This is a genomic window from Amycolatopsis minnesotensis, from assembly GCF_039529815.1.
Classification (GTDB): domain Bacteria; phylum Actinomycetota; class Actinomycetes; order Mycobacteriales; family Pseudonocardiaceae; genus Amycolatopsis; species Amycolatopsis minnesotensis.
In genome coordinates, this window is the sequence record NZ_BAAANN010000001.1 from 390,445 (window position 1) to 408,684 (window position 18,240).

Sequence of the window (18,240 nt, forward strand, 5' to 3'; positions counted from 1 at the left end):
AGTTCGCGGCGCGGGATCGCGGCGACCCGCAGCACCTCATCGGTTTCCAGCAGTTCCCAGTGGCCGCAGCCGAGCGTGCGGCACGGTGCGCCGGTTGTGGTTGTTCTCCCAGCTCGCCGCGATCGCGAGCAGGTGCCCGTGCTCGACCAGGACGCCCTTCGGATCACCTGTCGAGCCGGACGTGCAGATCGCGTAGGCGAGGTCGTCGTGACCAGCCGCTTCCGGGTTCCGGTCGTCGCCACCGGTGCCGTCCCAGCCCGGCCCGGCGCCGAGCGTCCGCGGGTGCCGTGCCAGCAGGTTCGCGCGCGCGTTCAGCTCGCCGTAGCGGATCTCACGATCACCGCAGACCACGGCGACCGCGAGCGGATCGCGCGCCACCCGCGCTTCGAACAGCTGGTGCACGGCACGGACCGGCGTGCCGTCCGTGCTGCCGGAACGAGGAAGGAGCCTGCCGCCGGACGCGGTGTGCTTCGCCGACAAGACTCGCCGTTCCCTTTCCGCAGCACCCATGGCAGGTGGGTGATCCCATTCAGCGCACCACGCCCGGCCGGATCCGGACGCGATTCGTGACTTTGCCCCGCACCTCGTGTATCGACCGCCTTATCGGCGCACCGCCACCGTTATCCTTGCCGTACAGACGCCCGTTTACCCGATTGCCGACGAGAAACCACCCCGAATCCGCAACGCGCACTCCTGCACTATCGGCCAGCGGCCAGATCGTGTCAACGTACGGAGGTCGGCACCACGCCGCCCCCTGCACATCTGAGCACCGCCGCATCCTGTCCGATTGTTGTCCCGCCACCCCCTTGACAAACACCCCAATCGCACGTCGGACGAATGCGGCGGGGACCTTTCGCGACCACTTCACCACTGTCCGCGACAAGCGGCGGTTTCACATTTCCGCATTACCGATAACAGGGCAGTCCTGTTGCCCTGGTTCCCATTTATGATTCTTCACAACGAATTGACCGGCGCCGGATCGCCAGGCGACCTCGTCCATCCAAAGTGGACAGACGTGGTGGGTGTGCCTCCCGCGCGGCGACGGCGCGGCGTGCGCGCAGGTGGCGTTGCGGCACGGGATCGCCCATGGGCTTACCCCGGACAGACGGCGGGTGCGGCATAGTGGGTGACAACTGGACTTCGGGCTTCCGATCCCGTGTCCCCGCAAGGGAAACTGGACCGGGAGTCGCCTGCCGCGGCAAGGAGCACACGTGAACGCAACGCCCCTCACCCACGATGACTGCGTACGGCTCGTCCGCTCCCCCGAGCGCTATCGCACGGGGTTGATCTCGGTCGACGGTCATGCGCCGCTCGTGCTCGCGTGCCTTGTCCTCGACGAGGGCGATCTCCTCATCCCCACCGCGTCGGACCGGACGCTGCAACGGACCTCGCGCGGCTGCCCGGTGATCGCGAACTTCACCCACCACGGCCTCTGCACGTCGTGGTCCATCACCGGGTCCGGGCTGGCGCGGCCGCTGCGGGAACACGACCGGCCGAGCCCGATGCCGCACACCCCGCTGTCGCTCGCCGGGTTCTTCGAGAACGGGATCCGCGTGCTGATGGCACGGTTCACCGGCCGGCGGGGCGGTGACGTGCACGTGCCGCGACAGCGAACCATCGCGGGCAGGCGAAGCGCCGCCGAGACCGTGGCGACCGCCCGCTAGCGGAAGTCTTCGACGTGGTCGCGTGCCCACGCGGCGAACGTGCGGGCGGGACGGCCGAGGACGTCGGCGATGGTCGGGCCGCCGTCAGTCGGCTCCTCCCGGTTGCGAGCCATCATCTCCAGCAGGAACGGCGGCACGTCCCGGACCTGCTCCGGCGCCAGTTCGGTCACCGCCAGCTCGCGGCCGAGCGCGTCGCCGATCAGCTCGACCTGCCGCGCCCTGGTCATGCTCTCCGGACCGGCGAGCGAGTAGGCAGCGCCTTCGTGCCCCGGCGAGGTGAGCGCTTCGACGGCGACCTCCGCGATGTCCTGTTCGTGGATCGGTGTGCTGTACGAATCCGGGTACGGCATCGCCACCCCGCCCTCCGCGCGGATCGACGGTGCCCACGCGAGCGCGTTCCCCGCGAACGCCCCCGGGCGCAGGAAGGTCCAGGCGATCCCGGACTCGCGGATCGGGTCCTCCACGAGCAGGTGCCGGTCGGCGAGCACCTTCTGCGTCGGGTCGGTGCTGGTCACGGCGAGCGCGGAGAGCAGGACGATCCGCTCGACACCCGCGTTCTTCGCGGCGTCGAGGAAATCGGCGATGCCCTCGTCGATTGCGTAGAGGAACACTTCCCGGACACCGTCGAGCGCGGGCGGGAGCGTTTCCGGCCTGCTCGCGTCGACGGTCACGGGCTCCACACCGGCGATCGGCCCGCGGCTACCGATGCGTACTTGATGCCCCGCGGCGATGAGGCGGTCGGCAACGGCACGGGCGATCGCCCCGCGCGCTCCGGTGACGAGAACGGTCATCTCGGTACTTCCTTCCCCTGGTCGTACCCCGAGGATCCGCTCGGCCTCGACTTGACTTCCAGGAAACTCCGCTCCAGCGGTACAAGTCTCCAATCAGTACCGTTGGAAGGGTGAACTTCTCTACTCTCGTGCCGCTGGACGGGAAGATCCTCCACGCGCTGACGCTCGACGGCCGAGTGTCCTTCACGCGGCTCGGCCAGGTGCTCGGGGTGTCCGGGCAGACGATCGCGCGCCGGTACTCGGGGCTCCGCACGACGGCGGCGCTCCGCGTGCTCGGCACCATCGACCCGAACGCCAACGGCGAAGCGCAGTGGATGCTCCGGGTGCACACCACACCCGACGCGGCCGAGACGATCGCCACCGCGCTGGCCAGGCGGCCCGACACCGCGTGGGTGCAGCTCACCTCGGCAGGCACCGAGATCATCTGCGCGAGCCGGATCGCCGAAGACCCGGCGGGCGAATCCCCGCTGCTTCGCTCGCTCCCCCGCACGCCGAGGGTGCTCGCGGTGACCGCGCAACGCGTGCTGCACACGTTCGTCGGCGGCGGGCACGGCCTGCTCGACCAGGCGGCGTTCCTCACCGCCGACGAGCGGGCCGCGCTCACCCCACCACCGGCGGAAGGCGAAGCGGTCGCTCTCACCGCCGCCGACCAGCCGCTGCTGCTGGCACTTCGCCGCGACGGCAGGGCGAAGCTCGCCGAACTCGCCGCCGCCACCGGCTGGTCGACGACCAGCGCGCACCGGCGGCTCACCGCGCTGCGCGACGCGGGCGTGCTGACCTTCGACGTCGACTTCGACCGCACGGTCTTCGGCCTGCGCGCGCGGACGCTGCTCTGGACCACGGTGGCCGCGGCCGATCTGCACCGCACCGGCAAGGCGCTGGCCGCGCACCCCGAGACCGTGTTCGCCGGTGCCACCACCGGGCCGACCAACCTGCTCGTCAACGTGCACTGCGAGAACGCCGGCGCGCTCTACACCTACCTGACCGAGCGGATCGCGTCGCTGCCCGAGATCGGCACCGTCGAGACGAGCCCGGTGCTGCGCAACGTCAAGTACCTCTCGGGCCCTTACTGAGCCGCCAGCCTGCGGACCGGCGCGCCCTGCCAGCGCGTGGCACCGGGTACCGACTCCGAGGCCATCACCAGCGAGGCGGCACCGACCGAGGACGCGGCGCCGAGCCTGCTGCCGGGGAGCACGATGCTGTGCGGTCCCAGCGTCGAGCCGTCGTCGAGGCGGACGTGCTCCAGCCGCATGATGCGATCGTGGAACAGGTGCGTCTGAAGCACGCAGCCGCGGTTGACGCTCGCGCCGTCGGCCACGCTGACCAGATCCGTTTCGGGCAGCCAGTGCGTCTCGCACCAGACACCGCGGCCGATGCGGGCGCCGAGGCTGCGCATCCACCAGTTGAGCAGCGGCGTGCCGAGCCAGGTCTGCACGAGCCACGGCACCGCGAGCACCTCGACGAACGAGTCGTACAGCTCGTTGCGCCACACGAACGAGCTCCACAGCGGGTACCGCCGCGCCCGGAACTTCCCCACCAGCAACCATTTCGCGGCCGTCGTCACCGCGCCCGCGGCCAGACCGGCGGCACCGAGCAGCAGCCCGCCGACGCCGATGGCCGTCCACACGCCGTAGGCTTCGTAGACCACGTCGAAGGCGAAGAACAGCATCGTGCTCAGCACTCCCGCGAGCAGCAGCGGGACGAACCGGCACAGCTCGACCGCGGTCCGCGCCACCCTGAGCCGCTTCCTCGGCCGGAAGGTGCGCGCGTCGTCGCCCCGTTCGGCCTGCCTCGGCAGGCGCAGCGGCGGGCGGCCGAGCCAGGACGAATCCTCGGGAACGTCCTCCGGGGTGTCCGAGAGGACCCCGATCAGCGCGCCGTCGCCGACCGTCCGATCGGGGCCGACGATGCCGGAGTTGCCGACGAACGCCTTCGCGCCGACCTCGACCGGGCCCGCGCGCAACCAGCCGTCGCGCAGTTCGTACGGGGCCGCGAGCACGTCGTCCGCGAGAAAGGCTCCGTCGGCGACCCGCAGGAACCCCGGCAGTGCCTGCACGGTCGACGCCTCGACCGAACGCCCGATCCTGGCGCCGAGCAGCCGCAGCCACACCGGTGTGAAAAGGCTGGCGTAGAACGGGAACAGCGTTCGCCGCGCCACCCGGAGCAGATCGTGCACCAGCCACGCGCCCCAGCCGGCCGCGCTGTGCACGGGATGCGTCCCGCGCCGGATCAGGCGCCCGGCGAGCCGGACCGCGGCGATCACGAGCACCGCGTAGCTGACCAGCCCGGCCACCACCATCGCGGGCATCCACACCAGCATGTCCACGATCGCCGTGCGCACCGTCACGTCGGCCGGCAGGACGAGCACCGCGATCACCGCCGAGGGCACCGCGGCGAGCAGCACGACCACCCCGGTGATCGACACGCCGAGCAGGTACAGCCACGACCACAGGCGGCGGCGGGGAGCCCGGTTCGCGGGCCAGGCGGCTCCGTCGGCCGTGCGCGAAGCCGGTGAGCCCGCCCAAACCTGGCCGTCGGGGATCGTCGCGCCGAGGCTCGCTCCGGGAAGAAGCTGCGCACCGTCACCGACCTGGGCGCCCGGCAGCAGCGTCGACCGAGCGCCGACCCGCGCTCCCGCCCCGATCCGGACCTCGCCCACGCGCAGCACGGCACCGTCGAGCCACCAACCAGCAAGATCGGCCTCCGGCTCCACCGCACATCCGGTGCCGAACTTCGCCAGCCCGGTGACCGGGGGCAACGCGTGCAGGTCGAGATCACGGCCCACCTCGCAGCCGAGCAGGCGCGCGTATCGCGCTGCCATCGGGGTGCCCGCGATGGCGCCAGGGCTGAACGCGGCGACGAACCGTTCGGCCGCCCACAGCCGCAGATGCGTCCGGCCGCCGCGGCGGTAGTCGCCAGGGGTCACTCGCCCGCGGAGCAGTCTCGCGCCGCCCGCCGCGACGAACACCCGTCCCGCCGGGCTGAACAGCAGCACCCACGCGGTGCCGAACAGCCACCACGGGATCTGCGGCAGCCACGATTCGGGGAGGAAGAACGACACGATGTTGCCGATCAGCCCGAGCGTCAGCACCCAGCGCAGGCCGACGAACGTCAGCAGCACGAGCTGGAACCCCGCCTGCAACCAGCCCACCACGCGCCCTGCCTGCCGCTCCGGTCTCGCCGTTTCGACGATCTCGTCGGTCGTGCGCAGTCCGCCGCACAACGCGTTCGGGGACGGGGCGCCGTAGAGATCGCTGACCGACACGTCCGGATAGCGTTCGCGCAGCGTCGAAACGAGGCGAGCCGCGGCGAGGCTCGTCCCGCCGAGTGCGAAGAAGTCGTCATCGGGGCCGACCTCGGCGCCCAGCAGCTCCGACCACCTTTCGAGGACCCACACCATCTCCGGATCGAGGTCACCGGTGTCGGCGCGGGTGCCGGGAATCGGCCACGGCAGCGCCGCGCGGTCCACCTTCCCGGAGGAGCGGACGGGGAACTCCGGCAGCACGGCGAGCCGGGGCACGAGCGCGGCGGGCAGCCGTGCCCGCAGGCGTTCCGCCGCGGCCGTTTCGTCGAGCGAGTCCCCCGCCGGGACGACGTAACCGACCAGCACGTCGATCCCGCCGGGTGTGCGGCGGACGACGGCGGCCGCGGCGGCGACTCCCGGCAGGTCCAGCAGCGCCGCTTCGATCTCGCCGAGTTCGACCCGCCGCCCGCCGAGCTTGACCTGGTCGTCCGCGCGCCCGGCGAACACCAGTCCCGCCGGCGTCGCGCGGACGAGATCTCCGCTGCGGTAACCGCGGCGCCAGCCGAAGCAGGGCATCGCGGTGAACTTCTCGGTGTCCTTGACCGGATCCAGGTAGCGCGCGAGCCCGATCCCGCCGATGGCCAGCTCGCCGGTCTCCCCGTCGGGGACCGGCAGCCCCGCCGCGTCGACCACCGCCAGCTCCCACCCGTCGAGCGGGAACCCGATGGTGACCTCGCGCCCGGCCCGCAGCCGCGCCGCGCAGGCGACCACCGTGGCTTCCGTTGGCCCGTAGGTGTTCCAGACCTCGCGCTCGCCGTCGTCGAAGCGGCGGACCACCTCGGGCGGGCACGCTTCGCCGCCCAGCACCAGCAGGCGGACGCCCGCGAGCAGTTCCGGGGCCCAGAGCGCGGCGAGCGTGGGGACGGTGGACACCACGGTGATCGCGCGTTCGGCGAGCCACGGCCCGAGATCCGCGCCGGTGCGCACCAGCGCGCGCGGCGCCGGGACGAGGCATCCGCCGTGCCGCCAGGCGAGCCACATCTCTTCGCACGAAGCGTCGAAGGCCACCGAAAGCCCCGCGAGCACGCGATCGCCGGTGCCGATCGGCTCGCTGGGCAGGAACAGCCTCGCTTCGGCGTCCACGAACGCCGCCGCCGACCGGTGGGTCACGGCGACGCCCTTGGGCTTCCCCGTCGATCCGGAGGTGAAGATGATCCACGCGTCGTCGCTCGGCGCGGGACGCGCCGGCCGTCCGGCGGGCGGCACGGCACCCGCCGCCACCCCGTCCGCACCGATCACCGCGCACACGGCGGCCTCGCGCCACACCAGTTCGGCGCGCTCGTCGGGGTCGTCGGCGTCCACCGGGACGTACGCCGCGCCCGAGGCGAGTACCGCGAGCACGGCGAGGTAGAGGTCCGCCGTCCCCGACGGCACCCTGATCCCGACCCGGTCGCCGACCCCGATCCCGCGTTCCCGCAGTGCTTCCGCCCGGCGCGAGACTTCCTCGCTCAGCGCGGCGTAGGAAAGAACGCGGGCGCCGGAATCGAGCGCGGGTGCGTCCGGATGCGCGGCCGTGGTCGCGTCGAGAACGTCGACAAGAGTGCGCGTCCGTGGCGCGGCGCCTTCGCGAACCAGGGAATTCCCGGTACCGGGAATCCCGCCGCCACCACTGTTCTCCCGCTCGCCGACCGTCACCGCGTCCTCCTTCGCCGATCCGTTGCCCCGCGCCGGAAACAACGTTGCAGGGAAAGCCTGAGAGGACGCTGATGAAACGATGTACCGGAACTGTGCAGCACGGTCAGGAAAGGCGAATAGCGGACGATCCCGACGATATTTTCCGCGTGATCTGCGGCACTTACCACTCCACCGGGTGACGCGATTGTGAAGAGAAGCTGAACTCGCGCCACGGCGGGCAACCTCGGACTCGACACGCCCTTCGCCGCGCTCCTTCGAAGGCGCGCCGATCGGATGCCGTCCCGCGCGGCACAGCGACACGCATACCCTGAAGGATGCTCCTACAGAAGGTCGAGGCGAGGTCCACTGAACATCAGCAGCCCGGTGAGGGCCGAGAACGTGACCCCCGGAGCAGAGAACGCGCACGACAGCCACATCGCTGCCGGAACCCGAGCCCGGCGGCCGCCCTGACAAGTCCTTTATGGACGGTCAAGCGAGCTACCGCGAACCGGACGGCTCCCGCGGCGTGAAACTCGGGTAGCATGCGAAGGATGGCGCCCACGCGAGAATCCGCCGACGGCCAGGCGATCCAGGCCGCGCCGAAACGCCGTGACGCCAGGGCGAACCTGGCGAGGATCATGGCGGCGGCAGCGCGCGTCTACGCGGTGGAGGGTCTCACCGCCACCCTCGCCGATGTCGCGAAGGAGGCCGGTGTCGGTGTCGGCACCGTCTACCGCACGTTCCCCAGCAAGGACGACCTGATTCACGACGTCTACGCGCCGCACCTCGAAGAGATCGAAGAGCGCGCCGCGGAGGCGAGCCGGGCCGAAGATCCCTGGTCCGGTGTCGTGGGATTCCTGGAGCTGTCGATCCCCGAGCTGGCACGCGATCGCGGCTTCCGCGAGTTGCTCAGCGGCGCGTACACCGCCTCGCTCGGCTGGTCCCGGCCGAAGGCTCCGCACCGGCTCCGCGAACTCGTCGCGAGCAGCCACCAGCGCTCCAGCGCCCATCTCGCGGTGCTCGTCCGGCGCGCGCAGGAACGCGGCCAGCTTCGCGCCGACTTCGACACGACCGATCTGCTCGTGCTCGCGATGTCCGTGCAGACCGCCGTCGGCTTCGGCGGCCCAGGCCGTCCTGGCCTGTACCGCAGGGCGATCGGCATCATCCTGGACGGGCTGTGCGTGGCCCGCGACCGGCCTTCCCCGCTGCCCGCTTCCGGGCTCGCCGAGGTCGGCGCACTCGGCACGACGGCGAGCTGATCCCGTCCCGTTCGACTCGCGCGTCCGCGCGAGGTGATCCACGCTGGCGATGGACGAAGACCGCCACGCAGGACGGAACAGATGGACGGACACGAGCTTCTCGGCGACCCGCTGCGCAACCGCGGCACCGCGTTCACCACGGCCCAGCGCGGGGAACTCGGTCTCGACGGCCTCCTGCCCCCGGTGGTCGAGACGCTCGAAGAACAGGCCGACCGCGCGTACCGGGCGTTCCTCGGCTACGCCAAGCCGATCAACCGGCACATCTACCTCCGCCAGCTCCAGGACACCAACGAGACGCTGTTCTACCGGCTGGTGACCGATCACCTCGACGAGATGCTTCCGGTGGTCTACACGCCGACCGTCGGCGAGGCGTGCACGCGGTTCAGCGACATCTACCGCCGCCCGCGCGGGCTCTTCGTCTCCTACCCCGAACGAGGCAGGCTGCGCGAGGTGCTGCGCAACCGGCCGCACCGCGAGGTGGACGTCATCGTCGTCACCGACGGGCAGCGCATCCTCGGCCTCGGCGACCAGGGCGTCGGCGGGATGGGGATCCCGATCGGCAAGCTCGGCCTCTACACCGCGGTCGGCGGGATCCACCCGGCGCGCACGCTGCCCGTGCTCCTCGACGTCGGCACCGACAACGAAGAACTGCTCGCGCATCCGCGCTATCTCGGCTGGCGGCACCACCGCGTCACGGGTGCGGACTACGACGGGTTCATCGACGCTTTCGTGGACGCGGTGCGCGCCGAGCTGCCGGACGCGCTGCTGCAGTGGGAGGACTTCGCGACCCCGCACGCGCGACCGATACTGGCGCGCTACCGAGACCGGCTGCGCACCTTCAACGACGACATCCAGGGCACCGCCGCGGTCGTCCTCGGCGCGCTCACCTCCGCGGTCACCATGACCGGCGGCAGGCTCCGCGACCAGCGGGTGGTGCTGGCAGGCGCCGGATCCGCGGCGATCGGGGTCGCCGACATGATCCGCACCGCGATGGTCGCCGACGGGCTCACCGACGAGGAAGCGGCCCGGAACTTCTGGATCGCCGACGTGGCCGGGCTGCTGGTCGGGTCTCGCACCGATCTCAGCCCGGAACAGCGCAGGTACGCGCGCGACGGCGAGGCGCGCCCGCTCGCCGAGGTCGTCCGCGACGCGACGCCGACCGTCCTCATCGGACTGTCCACCGTGCGCGGGCTGTTCACCGAGCAGATCGTGCGGGACATGGCGGCCGGGACCGACCGGCCGGTCATCTTCCCGCTGTCGAACCCCACTTCGCATTCCGAGGCGGATCCGGCCGATCTCGCGGCCTGGACGGACGGCAGGGTCCTCGTCGCCACCGGATCCCCTTATCCGCCCCTGGAAGTCAACGGCCGATCGGTGCCCGTGGCTCAGTCGAACAACGTCTACGTGTTCCCCGCGATGGGGCTCGCGGTGACAGCGGCGAAGGCGACCAGGGTCACCGACGGCATGCTCGTGGCCGCCGCCACCGCACTCGGCGAGGCCGCGGGTGCCACCGACGCTCCCGTCGCACCGCTCCTGCCGCCCATCGCGGACATGCGCGCGGTCGCCGCCGAGGTCGCGGTGGTGGCGGCCATGGCGGCCGTCGAGGACGGCGTCGCGCCGGAGGCGACGGAAGCCGGACTCCGCGAAGCGGTGCGGAAAACCCAGTGGGAACCCGCTTACCCGGACTGATCAGGCGAACCGGTAGGCCACCGAGCCGAACGCGCACCGCTCGCGGCCCGCGGTGGTGAACACGTCCACGTCGCACCAGAACACCCGGTCGTCGCGGGCGCGGACGGTCCCGCGCGCGGTCACCGCCTCCGCGGGCGGCTGACCGAGGATCTGGGCGTGCAGCGAAATGGTGGCGCCGCCGGTGGACGGCCGCGGCCCGGTCCACGGGGCGCTCGAACCGGCGAGGTCGATCAGGGTCAGCAAGGCACCCTCGTGGAGGCGGCCCTTCTCGTCGAGATTCCGCTCTTCGAGCGCCATCGTGTACTCGACCGCTCCGGTGCCGGTCCCTTCCACCCGCAGGCCGCGGCGGGCGAGGAACGGGACTTCCGCCACCGCACGGGTGAACGCCGCCGGGTCGCCAGGAAGCTCCGGGGGCGCCGGCACCTCGGCCGCTCCCCGCCGCCCGGCGGAAAGCGCGCTCGACGCGACGGCGATCGTCCGGCCAGATTCGTCGGTCACGTCGGTCTGGTAGTAGCCGAGTTCGCGTACGCGGCGGACGGTCGAACTCGGCGCGGCGAAGGCGGTGCCGCGTCCCGCACTGGCGTAGGCCACGTGCAGCGAGGTCGTGCTGGGTTCGAGATCCGGCTCCTCGCGCCGCATGGCCGCCTGCGCGGACACCGCGGCGAGCGCCGCGATCGCACCGCCGTGCAGGGCACCGGTCGTCGTGTGCGGTTCGGTCACCGCCATGACGATCTCGCCGTCGCGCTCCCGCACCCCGAGATCGGCGAGAAACGGGCTCCCGGTCAACCACGTCGTCATGCGCCGACCGTAGCGTCCTGTCGCGGTGCCCAAACTCGGGCGGCAAGTTTCTGCGCGTTGTGCCAGCAGACGCCGACCACGTCGGTGTCGCATCCTGTTTCTGCGACTAACGGGAGGGATTCGCCTCGGCCGCCTACTCGAAAGGGAACTCTCGCAATGAAGCGAACCAAGCGCACACTCGTGGGCGCAGCCGCGCTCACGCTGCTCTTATCCGGTCTCGCCCCGGCCGGTGCCGCACAGGCCCCGTCGCCGACGCCGCCGGCGAACACGGCTGGCGTGCTGCCGCCGGATCAGGACCCGTTCTACCGCCCGCCGTCAGGCTTCGAGTCCAGTCCGAACGGGACGGTGCTGCGTTCGCGGGAGGTCACCGCGCTGGCGATCATCTTCCCCATCCCGGCCAAGGCGCACCAGGTGCTCTACAAATCGGTCGACGGCCACGGCAAGCCGGTCGCCGAGGCCGCGACCGTGCTGACCCCGCTCACTCCCTGGGCCGGCGGCGGCCCTCGCCCCCTCGTGTCGTACCAGCTCGCCGAGGATTCGTTGTCCACCCGCTGCCAGCCGTCGTACACGCTGCGGGTCGGCATCGGCGCGCCGACACCCGCCGCGACCTACGAAATGACGCTGTCGCTCGGCGCGCTGGCCAAGGGGTACGCGGTCGTCTACGCCGACTACGAGGGCCCGAACTCGGAGTTCGCCGCGGGGCCGCAGGCCGCGCACGGCGTGCTCGACGGCATCCGCGCGGTGCAGCACTTCCCCGAGGCGGGCCTGGCACCGAACGGGCCGGTGGCGCTGTGGGGCTACTCCGGCGGCGGGCTCGCCACCACCTGGGCCGCCGAGCAGAAGGAGGCGTACGCACCGGAGCTCAACGTCGTCGGCGCCGCGGCGGGCGGGGTGCCGGCCGATCTGGAGAAGATGCTGAAGTTCAACGACGGGAACCTCGGCGCCGGCCTCGGCCTGATCGGCGTGATGGGCCTGGCGAGGGCGTACCCCGAGGCGGGGATCGACGCGCTGCTCAACGACAAGGGCCGCAAGCTGTTCGCGGACAACCACGACAACTGCACGCTGGACATCGCGCTGCTGCACCCGTTCGACCACCTGGCGAACTACACCACCGTGCCGGCACCGGCGGATTCCCCGGCGGCGCGGCTGCTCTACGAGAAGAACAACACCGGGCAGGCGACGCCGAAGTTCCCGTTCTACAACTACCAGGGCCTCGCCGACGAGTTCGTACCCGTGGCACCCGCCGACGCGCTCGTCGCGAAGTACTGCGCGAACGGCGGCACGGTCGAAAAGTCCCGCATCCCGTTCGCGGGCCACATCGGCGGCGAGATAGCGGGCGATCTACCCGCGCTCGGGTGGTTGTCCGACCGGTTCGCCGGTAAATCGCCCAAAAACGACTGCGCGTGACCTGGTGCGGGGTGGTGTCCTATTCGGACGCCACCCCACGCCGGGCGTCCTTGACCTCCAGCGCGGTCGAGGTGCGAGACTGGGTACATGACCGAAGCGATCCCGGTGACCGGCGTCAACGAAGTGACCCTCGAAACCATCGATCTCCCCCGCGCCGAGCGGTTCTACACCGAGGTGCTCGGGTTCCCCGTCCTCGAACGCTGGGAAGGTTCACACTGGACAGGCCGGGAGGCGGTGTGGGTGCTGGCCGGTTCGACCAGGATCGGCCTGTGGAAGCCCGGGCTGGGCATCTCGCGCGCGCGTCCCGGCGTCCACGTCCACTACGCGATGAGCGTCGCCGCCGACGCCTACGACGACGTGGTCGCCACCCTGCGGTCGCGCGGGGCCGCCGTCGACGAGGTCGAGTTCGGCGGGCGGAAAGCCAGGTCCGCCTACGTCATGGACCCGGACGGGCACGTCGTGGAGTTCTGGACCTGGGACGTGCGCAAGGGCAACCCCGGTCCGCCGGTCGCGGTGAGCGAGAACGTGTTCGGCGTACCCAAGTCACTCTGAGCTCCCTCGCACGCTTGGCTTTCGCGGCTCGCATACCGCGAAGAATGCTCCTAGGGAGGTCAGGGGGAGGTCCGCCGCGCATGCCCTGACGGGAGCCTTCGGGGCATGCCGGGCAGCATCAGGGTAGTTGCCAAATCGGCAAGGTAGTTTGCGCCCGAGGCCACGAGCTCCGCATCATCGCGGTATGACATCGAATCCAACACCGAGCCGGAACGACAGCTTCGACATCGTGGTGATCGGCGGCGGCGCGGCGGGGCTCAGCGGCGCGCTGACACTCGGCCGCGCGCGCAGGTCCGTGCTCGTAATCGACGCGGGCGAGCCCCGCAACGCCCCCGCCGCGCACGCGCACAACTACCTCGGGCGCGAGGGGATCGCACCGCGCGAGCTGCTCGCGATCGGCCGGGAGGAGGTCGCCCGGTACGGTGTCGTCTTCCGGGACGGCCGGGTGACCAGGATCGAGCGCGAGCACGACGGGTTCCGCGTGCGCGTCGCCGACGGGACGACGATGACCGCCCGCCGGGTGCTCGTCGCGACCGGCCTCGCTGACGAGCTGCCGCCGGTGCCCGGCCTCGCCGAACGCTGGGGCCACGACGTGCTGCACTGCCCCTACTGCCACGGCTGGGAGGTCAGGGACCAGGCCATCGGCGTACTCGCTTCGGGCCCGCTCTCGGTGCACCAAGCCCTGCTCTGGCGGCAGTGGAGCGACGACGTCACGCTCTTCCTCAACGACGCGGTCGAGCCGGGTGACGACGATCAGAGGCAGCTGCTCGCGCGGGGCATCACGATCGTCGCCGGGGCGGTCGACCGGCTGGAGTCCAAAGAGGACGAACTGACCGGTGTCGTGCTCGCCGACGGGCGCGTGGTGGCCTGCCGGGCACTCGTGGTCGCACCGAAGTTCTCCGCGCGCGCCGAACCGCTCGCCGCACTCGGTTTGGCCGCGGCCGAGCAGGACCGGGGCGGCACGGTCGTGGGCAGCGCCGTCGTCGCGACCGATCCGACCGGACGGACGGAGGTACCGGGCGTGTGGGTCGCCGGCAACGTCACCGACCTGTTCGACACGGTGGCCACAGCCGTAGCGGCCGGGACGCGCTCGGCTGCCGCGATCAACGCGGATCTCGTCGCGGAGGACACCAGGCTGGCGGTCGAAGCGAGCTGAACGGTCAGCTCGGCGGCGCGGGTGCCGCGCGGTGCAGCGACAGCGCGGCACCGGGCTGAGGGGTGCCCGACCAGCCGCCGCTCTCCGCGGTCCACGTCCTGCCTTCGAAGCTGACCTGGTCCACACCGAACGCGGCGGCGTGCGCGACCAGCCAGCTGCTCAGTGCCCAGCCCCGCGCGCTCGGGTGCGTGCCGCTCAGCGCGGCCGTCCCCAGCTCGTTGTTCGCGGTACTGACGAGATCCGCGGCGGGCGGGCCGAGCTTGAGATCGTGACAGGTCAGCGCGGCGGGATGCTGCCCGGTCAGTGCCGCCGCGGCGGCACGCGCGGTGGGTTCCCACTGGGCGTAGGCGTCCGGGGCGCCGGAGCGCTGCACCGCCTGCGCGGCGACCGTGACCGGGAGATCGGCCCATCCCGGCAACGCGGCGAGCCTCTTGTAGAACGCGGTCGCCGCGTACACCGGGTCCTTGAGCTGGTCCGGCTTTCCCCAGCCCTGGCTCGGCCGCTGCTGGAACAGGCCGATCGAGTCGCGGTCGCCGCCGGGCAGGTTGCGCAGCCCCGACTCCTGCAGCGCGGTGGCCAGCGCGATCGTGGTCGCGTGCTCCGGCATCCCGAGCTTCGTCCCGACGGCCGTGATAGTCGCCGCGTACCCCATGCCGTCCGGGGTGAAGGTGAACTCGGGACGGCCGTCGCCGGGCGCCGCGGTGACCGAGCACCCCGGTGCGGGACGACTCCTGTCCGATGACGTCCACACGATCACGACCCCCGCCACCAGCACGCCGACCAGCACGATCGCGAGCAGACAACCCTTCCGCATCCCAGCCCTTCCGCCAGATCACCTTGGCGCAAGTCTGCCCTCGCGGGGTACGCGGGTGTGTCACCGGGACCCGGTCAGCCCGGCGAAGGTGGACATCGCACCGGCTGGCACGGTGCCGCCGTACTGGGCCGGTCCGGTGGCGAAGCTCGGCAGGATGGTGTGGTGCGATATCCAATCGCCGACCGCGCTCACGATGGTCCTTCCGCCGGGAAGGAACACATCACTGGCGGCCGCGTGCCTTGCCGCCGTTTGAGACAATTGACCTCGAACCATGCGATGTCGCGCACCCGCGAGCAGTTCACCTGAACATATCAATAACCCGGGATCGCGCCTCGATCACGTCGAAACGACAAGGGCCATCGGCCCCGGAGAAAAAGGGACTTTCGCCCCCTCGGTGCCGGGTCAGCCCTTGGTCCGCGGCCCCGTTTCCCCCGTGGTGTAAAGATCTTCGACATCCGGCGCGCGCGTCACAACAGCGGAGGAAACATCGCTGAGACTGCGCCGGTTGTTTCGCGCGAACCGTCGCAGCAACGCGAAAGCCTCCCCCATTTCCACACCGAGGCGCTCGGCGACGAATCCTTTCGCCTGCTCGATGATCACCCTGCTGGTGAGCGCCGTCTCCAGTTGTTCGACGAGCAGTTCGTGGTGCCGGATAGACCTCGCCTGCAGCAACGAGATGGTGGCCACGTCCACCATCGCCTTGGCGGAGCGGAGTTCCTCCGGTCCGAGGTTCCCCGTTGACGAGCGGAACAGGTTCAGCACCCCGATCACCTCGGACCTGAGCTGCATCGGCAGCGCGACCACCGACCTGAACCCGACCGACCACGCCTTGCGGGCGAACTGCGGCCACCGCGTCCCCGCCGAGCTCAGATCCGGCCAGGACACCGCCTTCTTGCCGTGGAACGCCTCCAGGCAAGGTCCCTCGTTGGCCTGGAGCTGGAACACCTCGAGCACCCGCGCGCTCTCGTTCGAGCTGGCCACCAGCTGCAGTTCGCCGCGGGAGCTGGCGAGCAGCAGCCCGGCGGCGTCCACGTCGAGCAGTTCGACGCACCGGTCCGTGAGGACGTGCAGGAAGTCGATGGCGTCGAAGTCATCCGTCAAGGTGTCCGCCAACTCGACGAACGTTTCCATCAAACGCTGCTCGCTCACTGTCAAAACCTCCACGGGACAACCACGAACACAGGCAAAGGATAGGCGTCCGGCACGATCAGCTGGCCCCCAAGTCGATGTCGAACCTCAGCAGTCGCGCGACCACCTCGGCGGCCACCTCGGAGAGCGGGCGCCGGTCGACGAACGCACGTGCACGCAATCGTGCGTACGCATCGTCGAGTGACAGGTCCAGTTGCGCCGCGACCATGCCCGCGGCCTGGTGCACCTGCGGATCGGACAACGTGAACGTGTTCCCCGGCTGCTCGCCGTCCCCGTTCGACAGGCCCGCGTGCTCGTCGAGTATCAGCATCAGCGCGATCTCCCCGAACACCAGTGCGTCGGTCAGTTCGGCGACGTCCAGCGCCACCGGTTCCCGTCTGCAGAGGGTCAGCACGCCCACCCTGACCGCGCCGACGACCAGCGGGAACGCGAAGAAGGCCCGTGCACCCTCCTCGACGGCCAGCGCGGTGTACAACGGCCACCGGCGCGCCGCGGCGACGTTGTCCAGGTCGGATACCAGCACCGGCGCCAAGCTGCGCGAGGCCTCGATCATCGGTCCTTCGCCGACCGTGTTCTCGATATCCGCGAGCCGCGTGCACAGCGACGTGGTCGAATACCGGAGTTCCATCCTGCCGTTGCCGTCGCTACCGGCCAGCAGCCCCACCCCCGCCACTTCGAGGGCGATCGCCGCCGTGTCGCACACCAGCTCGACCGACACAGTCCGGCCTTGTTTCCTGGCGTGCTCGGACATCGGTACCCATAACTGCGCGAGACGTGACTCCTCGGGATTACCGCTCTGGATAAGCGACACGACAGCCCAGGGCCTCCGGCTTGATTGAGTGAACTACCAGGGCTTCTGTGCTCGACCTTCTCTCGCGCGGACCGGATCGGACGTCCGACCGACCGACCCTACACGGGGGCAGTCAGGCAGAGCGCGGCACGCGCCGGACCGCCCGAAGCCGCCTCGCGGGACCTCGGCGTTCCCCGGTACGCCATCCAGAGGCTGGAGGCCGCCACCCGTCCCGTTACTGTCGAATTCCGTGGTGCGCACCGGAATGTCTTGCCCGCACACGAAACCGGTACTGCCGGAGACGGCGTACCGCACGGGAACCGACCGCCGGTGACGACGGGCCAGAACGGGTCACCGCCTGCTCCCCCGGTGTCGAGAGTCCCCTGCCGAGTCGGCGGCCAGCGCCTCTCTCAGCGTGTTCAACGCCCGATGCTGGGTCACCCGCACCGCGCCCGCACTCGGCATGTCGAGCGCGGCCGCGGTCTCCTCGGCGGAATAGCCGAACAGCACCCTCATGGCGAGCACCTCGCGATGCCGCCGGGGAAGCTGCCTCAGCAGCCAGGACATCGACAGCCGCTGGTCGGCCAGCTCGATCCCGTCGCGTCGCGAGTCGATCTGACCGCGGTCGCCGTACCCCTCGCCGAAGTCGGCGACGGGCTCGGTGCGGTCGCCGGCCCTGCGGCGGTAGATGTCCACGATCTTGTGCCCGGCGATGCCGAAGACGAAGGAAAGGAACCGGTCAGCCGGATAGCGGTACCGCGGCAACGCGGCGAGCACCGCGACGAGCACGTCCTGTGTGCAGTCCTCCGCACCGGTGGCACGGTGATCGCGCGCGCCGAGCCGGCGGGCGCAGTACCGGAAGACCACGGGGTGCAAAAGGCGCAAAAGCCCGTCGGCGGCGCCGGGATCACCCCGCACCGCGGCGGTGATGAGTTCGGGCCGCATGCCCGCGAAGGCGCCAGCCCTCTCCCCCGTCTCGGCATCAGCGGAGCGGTTCGCCAGCAGTACGCCTCCGGACATCCCGAGGACTCCCAGATCAGATCAGGTAAGCCGGCACGGCTCCGGCACAAGATCACGTTTGGTCGTCCGGGGTCCGGGGATTCTCAACCGCGTTCACTTCAGCGTGCACCACGTCCCCTCGGGTTGTCCATCGTCCTTTCGGCGACAACGAAGTGACCGATGCGAAAGGAAGATCAGTTCGGTTGAATTGCCTGGCAGGGATATTCGAGAGCGGTCCCGCCGCCCGGCACCCG

Annotated in this window: 16 protein-coding genes; 7 read left to right on the plus strand and 9 right to left on the minus strand. The window is 70.8% G+C overall.

Annotated elements, in window-relative coordinates; all coding sequences use genetic code 11:
• Positions 1-36: 36 nt before the first annotated feature.
• On the minus strand, positions 37-480 hold the full coding sequence (locus ABD256_RS01570) for an AMP-binding protein (protein ID WP_344412505.1): 444 nt from the start codon (positions 478-480) through the stop codon (positions 37-39).
• 731 nt (positions 481-1,211) lie between these two features.
• Here ABD256_RS01570 and ABD256_RS01575 point away from each other — a divergent pair.
• Entirely contained in the window at positions 1,212-1,664 is a 453-nt protein-coding gene (locus ABD256_RS01575; protein WP_344412508.1) for a hypothetical protein, read from the plus strand.
• Here ABD256_RS01575 and ABD256_RS01580 read toward each other — a convergent pair.
• Positions 1,661-2,455: an SDR family oxidoreductase gene (locus tag ABD256_RS01580; protein ID WP_344412510.1), complete on the minus strand. Its 795-nt coding sequence runs from the start codon at positions 2,453-2,455 to the stop codon at positions 1,661-1,663. The genes ABD256_RS01575 and ABD256_RS01580 overlap by 4 nt on opposite strands.
• A 110-nt stretch (positions 2,456-2,565) precedes the next feature.
• Between ABD256_RS01580 and ABD256_RS01585 the strand changes: the two genes are divergently transcribed.
• Entirely contained in the window at positions 2,566-3,528 is a 963-nt protein-coding gene (locus ABD256_RS01585; RefSeq protein WP_344412512.1) for an Lrp/AsnC family transcriptional regulator, read from the plus strand.
• On the opposite strand, the gene ABD256_RS01590 is transcribed toward ABD256_RS01585, so the two are convergent.
• A complete protein-coding gene (locus tag ABD256_RS01590) occupies positions 3,522-7,394 on the minus strand; it encodes a Pls/PosA family non-ribosomal peptide synthetase (protein WP_344412514.1) in 3,873 nt (1,290 codons plus the stop codon). The two genes, ABD256_RS01585 and ABD256_RS01590, sit on opposite strands and share 7 nt — an antisense overlap.
• Before the next feature lie 530 nt (positions 7,395-7,924).
• Here ABD256_RS01590 and ABD256_RS01595 point away from each other — a divergent pair.
• The gene (locus tag ABD256_RS01595) at positions 7,925-8,632 is read left to right on the plus strand and encodes a TetR/AcrR family transcriptional regulator (protein WP_344412516.1); all 708 of its coding nucleotides are present in this window, start codon (positions 7,925-7,927) and stop codon (positions 8,630-8,632) included.
• 81 nt (positions 8,633-8,713) lie between these two features.
• On the plus strand, positions 8,714-10,321 hold the full coding sequence (locus ABD256_RS01600) for an NAD-dependent malic enzyme (RefSeq protein ID WP_344412518.1): 1,608 nt from the start codon (positions 8,714-8,716) through the stop codon (positions 10,319-10,321).
• Here the strand turns inward: ABD256_RS01600 and ABD256_RS01605 are convergent, their stop codons facing one another.
• Positions 10,322-11,119: a PaaI family thioesterase gene (locus ABD256_RS01605; protein WP_344412520.1), complete on the minus strand. Its 798-nt coding sequence runs from the start codon at positions 11,117-11,119 to the stop codon at positions 10,322-10,324.
• 156 nt (positions 11,120-11,275) lie between these two features.
• On the opposite strand from ABD256_RS01605, the gene ABD256_RS01610 reads away from it, so the two are divergent.
• The 3 genes from ABD256_RS01610 to ABD256_RS01620 all read left to right on the plus strand — a co-directional run bounded on the left by ABD256_RS01610 (position 11,276) and on the right by ABD256_RS01620 (position 14,234).
• A complete protein-coding gene (locus ABD256_RS01610; RefSeq protein WP_344412522.1) occupies positions 11,276-12,526 on the plus strand; it encodes a lipase family protein in 1,251 nt (416 codons plus the stop codon).
• An 87-nt stretch (positions 12,527-12,613) separates the two neighbouring features.
• Complete coding sequence (locus ABD256_RS01615) at positions 12,614-13,078, plus strand: VOC family protein (RefSeq protein WP_344412524.1); 465 nt, start codon at positions 12,614-12,616, stop codon at positions 13,076-13,078.
• Positions 13,079-13,262: 184 nt separating this feature from the next.
• On the plus strand, positions 13,263-14,234 hold the full coding sequence (locus ABD256_RS01620; RefSeq protein WP_344412526.1) for an NAD(P)/FAD-dependent oxidoreductase: 972 nt from the start codon (positions 13,263-13,265) through the stop codon (positions 14,232-14,234).
• A gap of 4 nt (positions 14,235-14,238) precedes the next feature.
• Here ABD256_RS01620 and ABD256_RS01625 read toward each other — a convergent pair whose 3' ends face one another.
• The 5 genes from ABD256_RS01625 to ABD256_RS01645 all read right to left on the minus strand — a co-directional run bounded on the left by ABD256_RS01625 (position 14,239) and on the right by ABD256_RS01645 (position 18,007).
• Positions 14,239-15,048: a hypothetical protein gene (locus tag ABD256_RS01625; protein WP_344412528.1), complete on the minus strand. Its 810-nt coding sequence runs from the start codon at positions 15,046-15,048 to the stop codon at positions 14,239-14,241.
• A gap of 60 nt (positions 15,049-15,108) precedes the next feature.
• Positions 15,109-15,240, minus strand: a complete 132-nt coding sequence (locus ABD256_RS01630; protein WP_344412530.1) for a hypothetical protein — start codon at positions 15,238-15,240, stop codon at positions 15,109-15,111.
• Between the two features lie 210 nt (positions 15,241-15,450).
• Positions 15,451-16,197 carry an ANTAR domain-containing protein gene (locus ABD256_RS01635; RefSeq protein WP_344412532.1) on the minus strand — a complete coding sequence of 249 codons (747 nt, stop codon included), beginning with the start codon at positions 16,195-16,197 and terminating at the stop codon, positions 15,451-15,453.
• Between the two features lie 58 nt (positions 16,198-16,255).
• Complete coding sequence (locus tag ABD256_RS01640; protein ID WP_344412534.1) at positions 16,256-16,915, minus strand: GAF and ANTAR domain-containing protein; 660 nt, start codon at positions 16,913-16,915, stop codon at positions 16,256-16,258.
• Positions 16,916-17,338: 423 nt separating this feature from the next.
• Complete coding sequence (locus ABD256_RS01645; protein ID WP_344412536.1) at positions 17,339-18,007, minus strand: sigma-70 family RNA polymerase sigma factor; 669 nt, start codon at positions 18,005-18,007, stop codon at positions 17,339-17,341.
• Between the last annotated feature and the right edge of the window lie 233 nt (positions 18,008-18,240).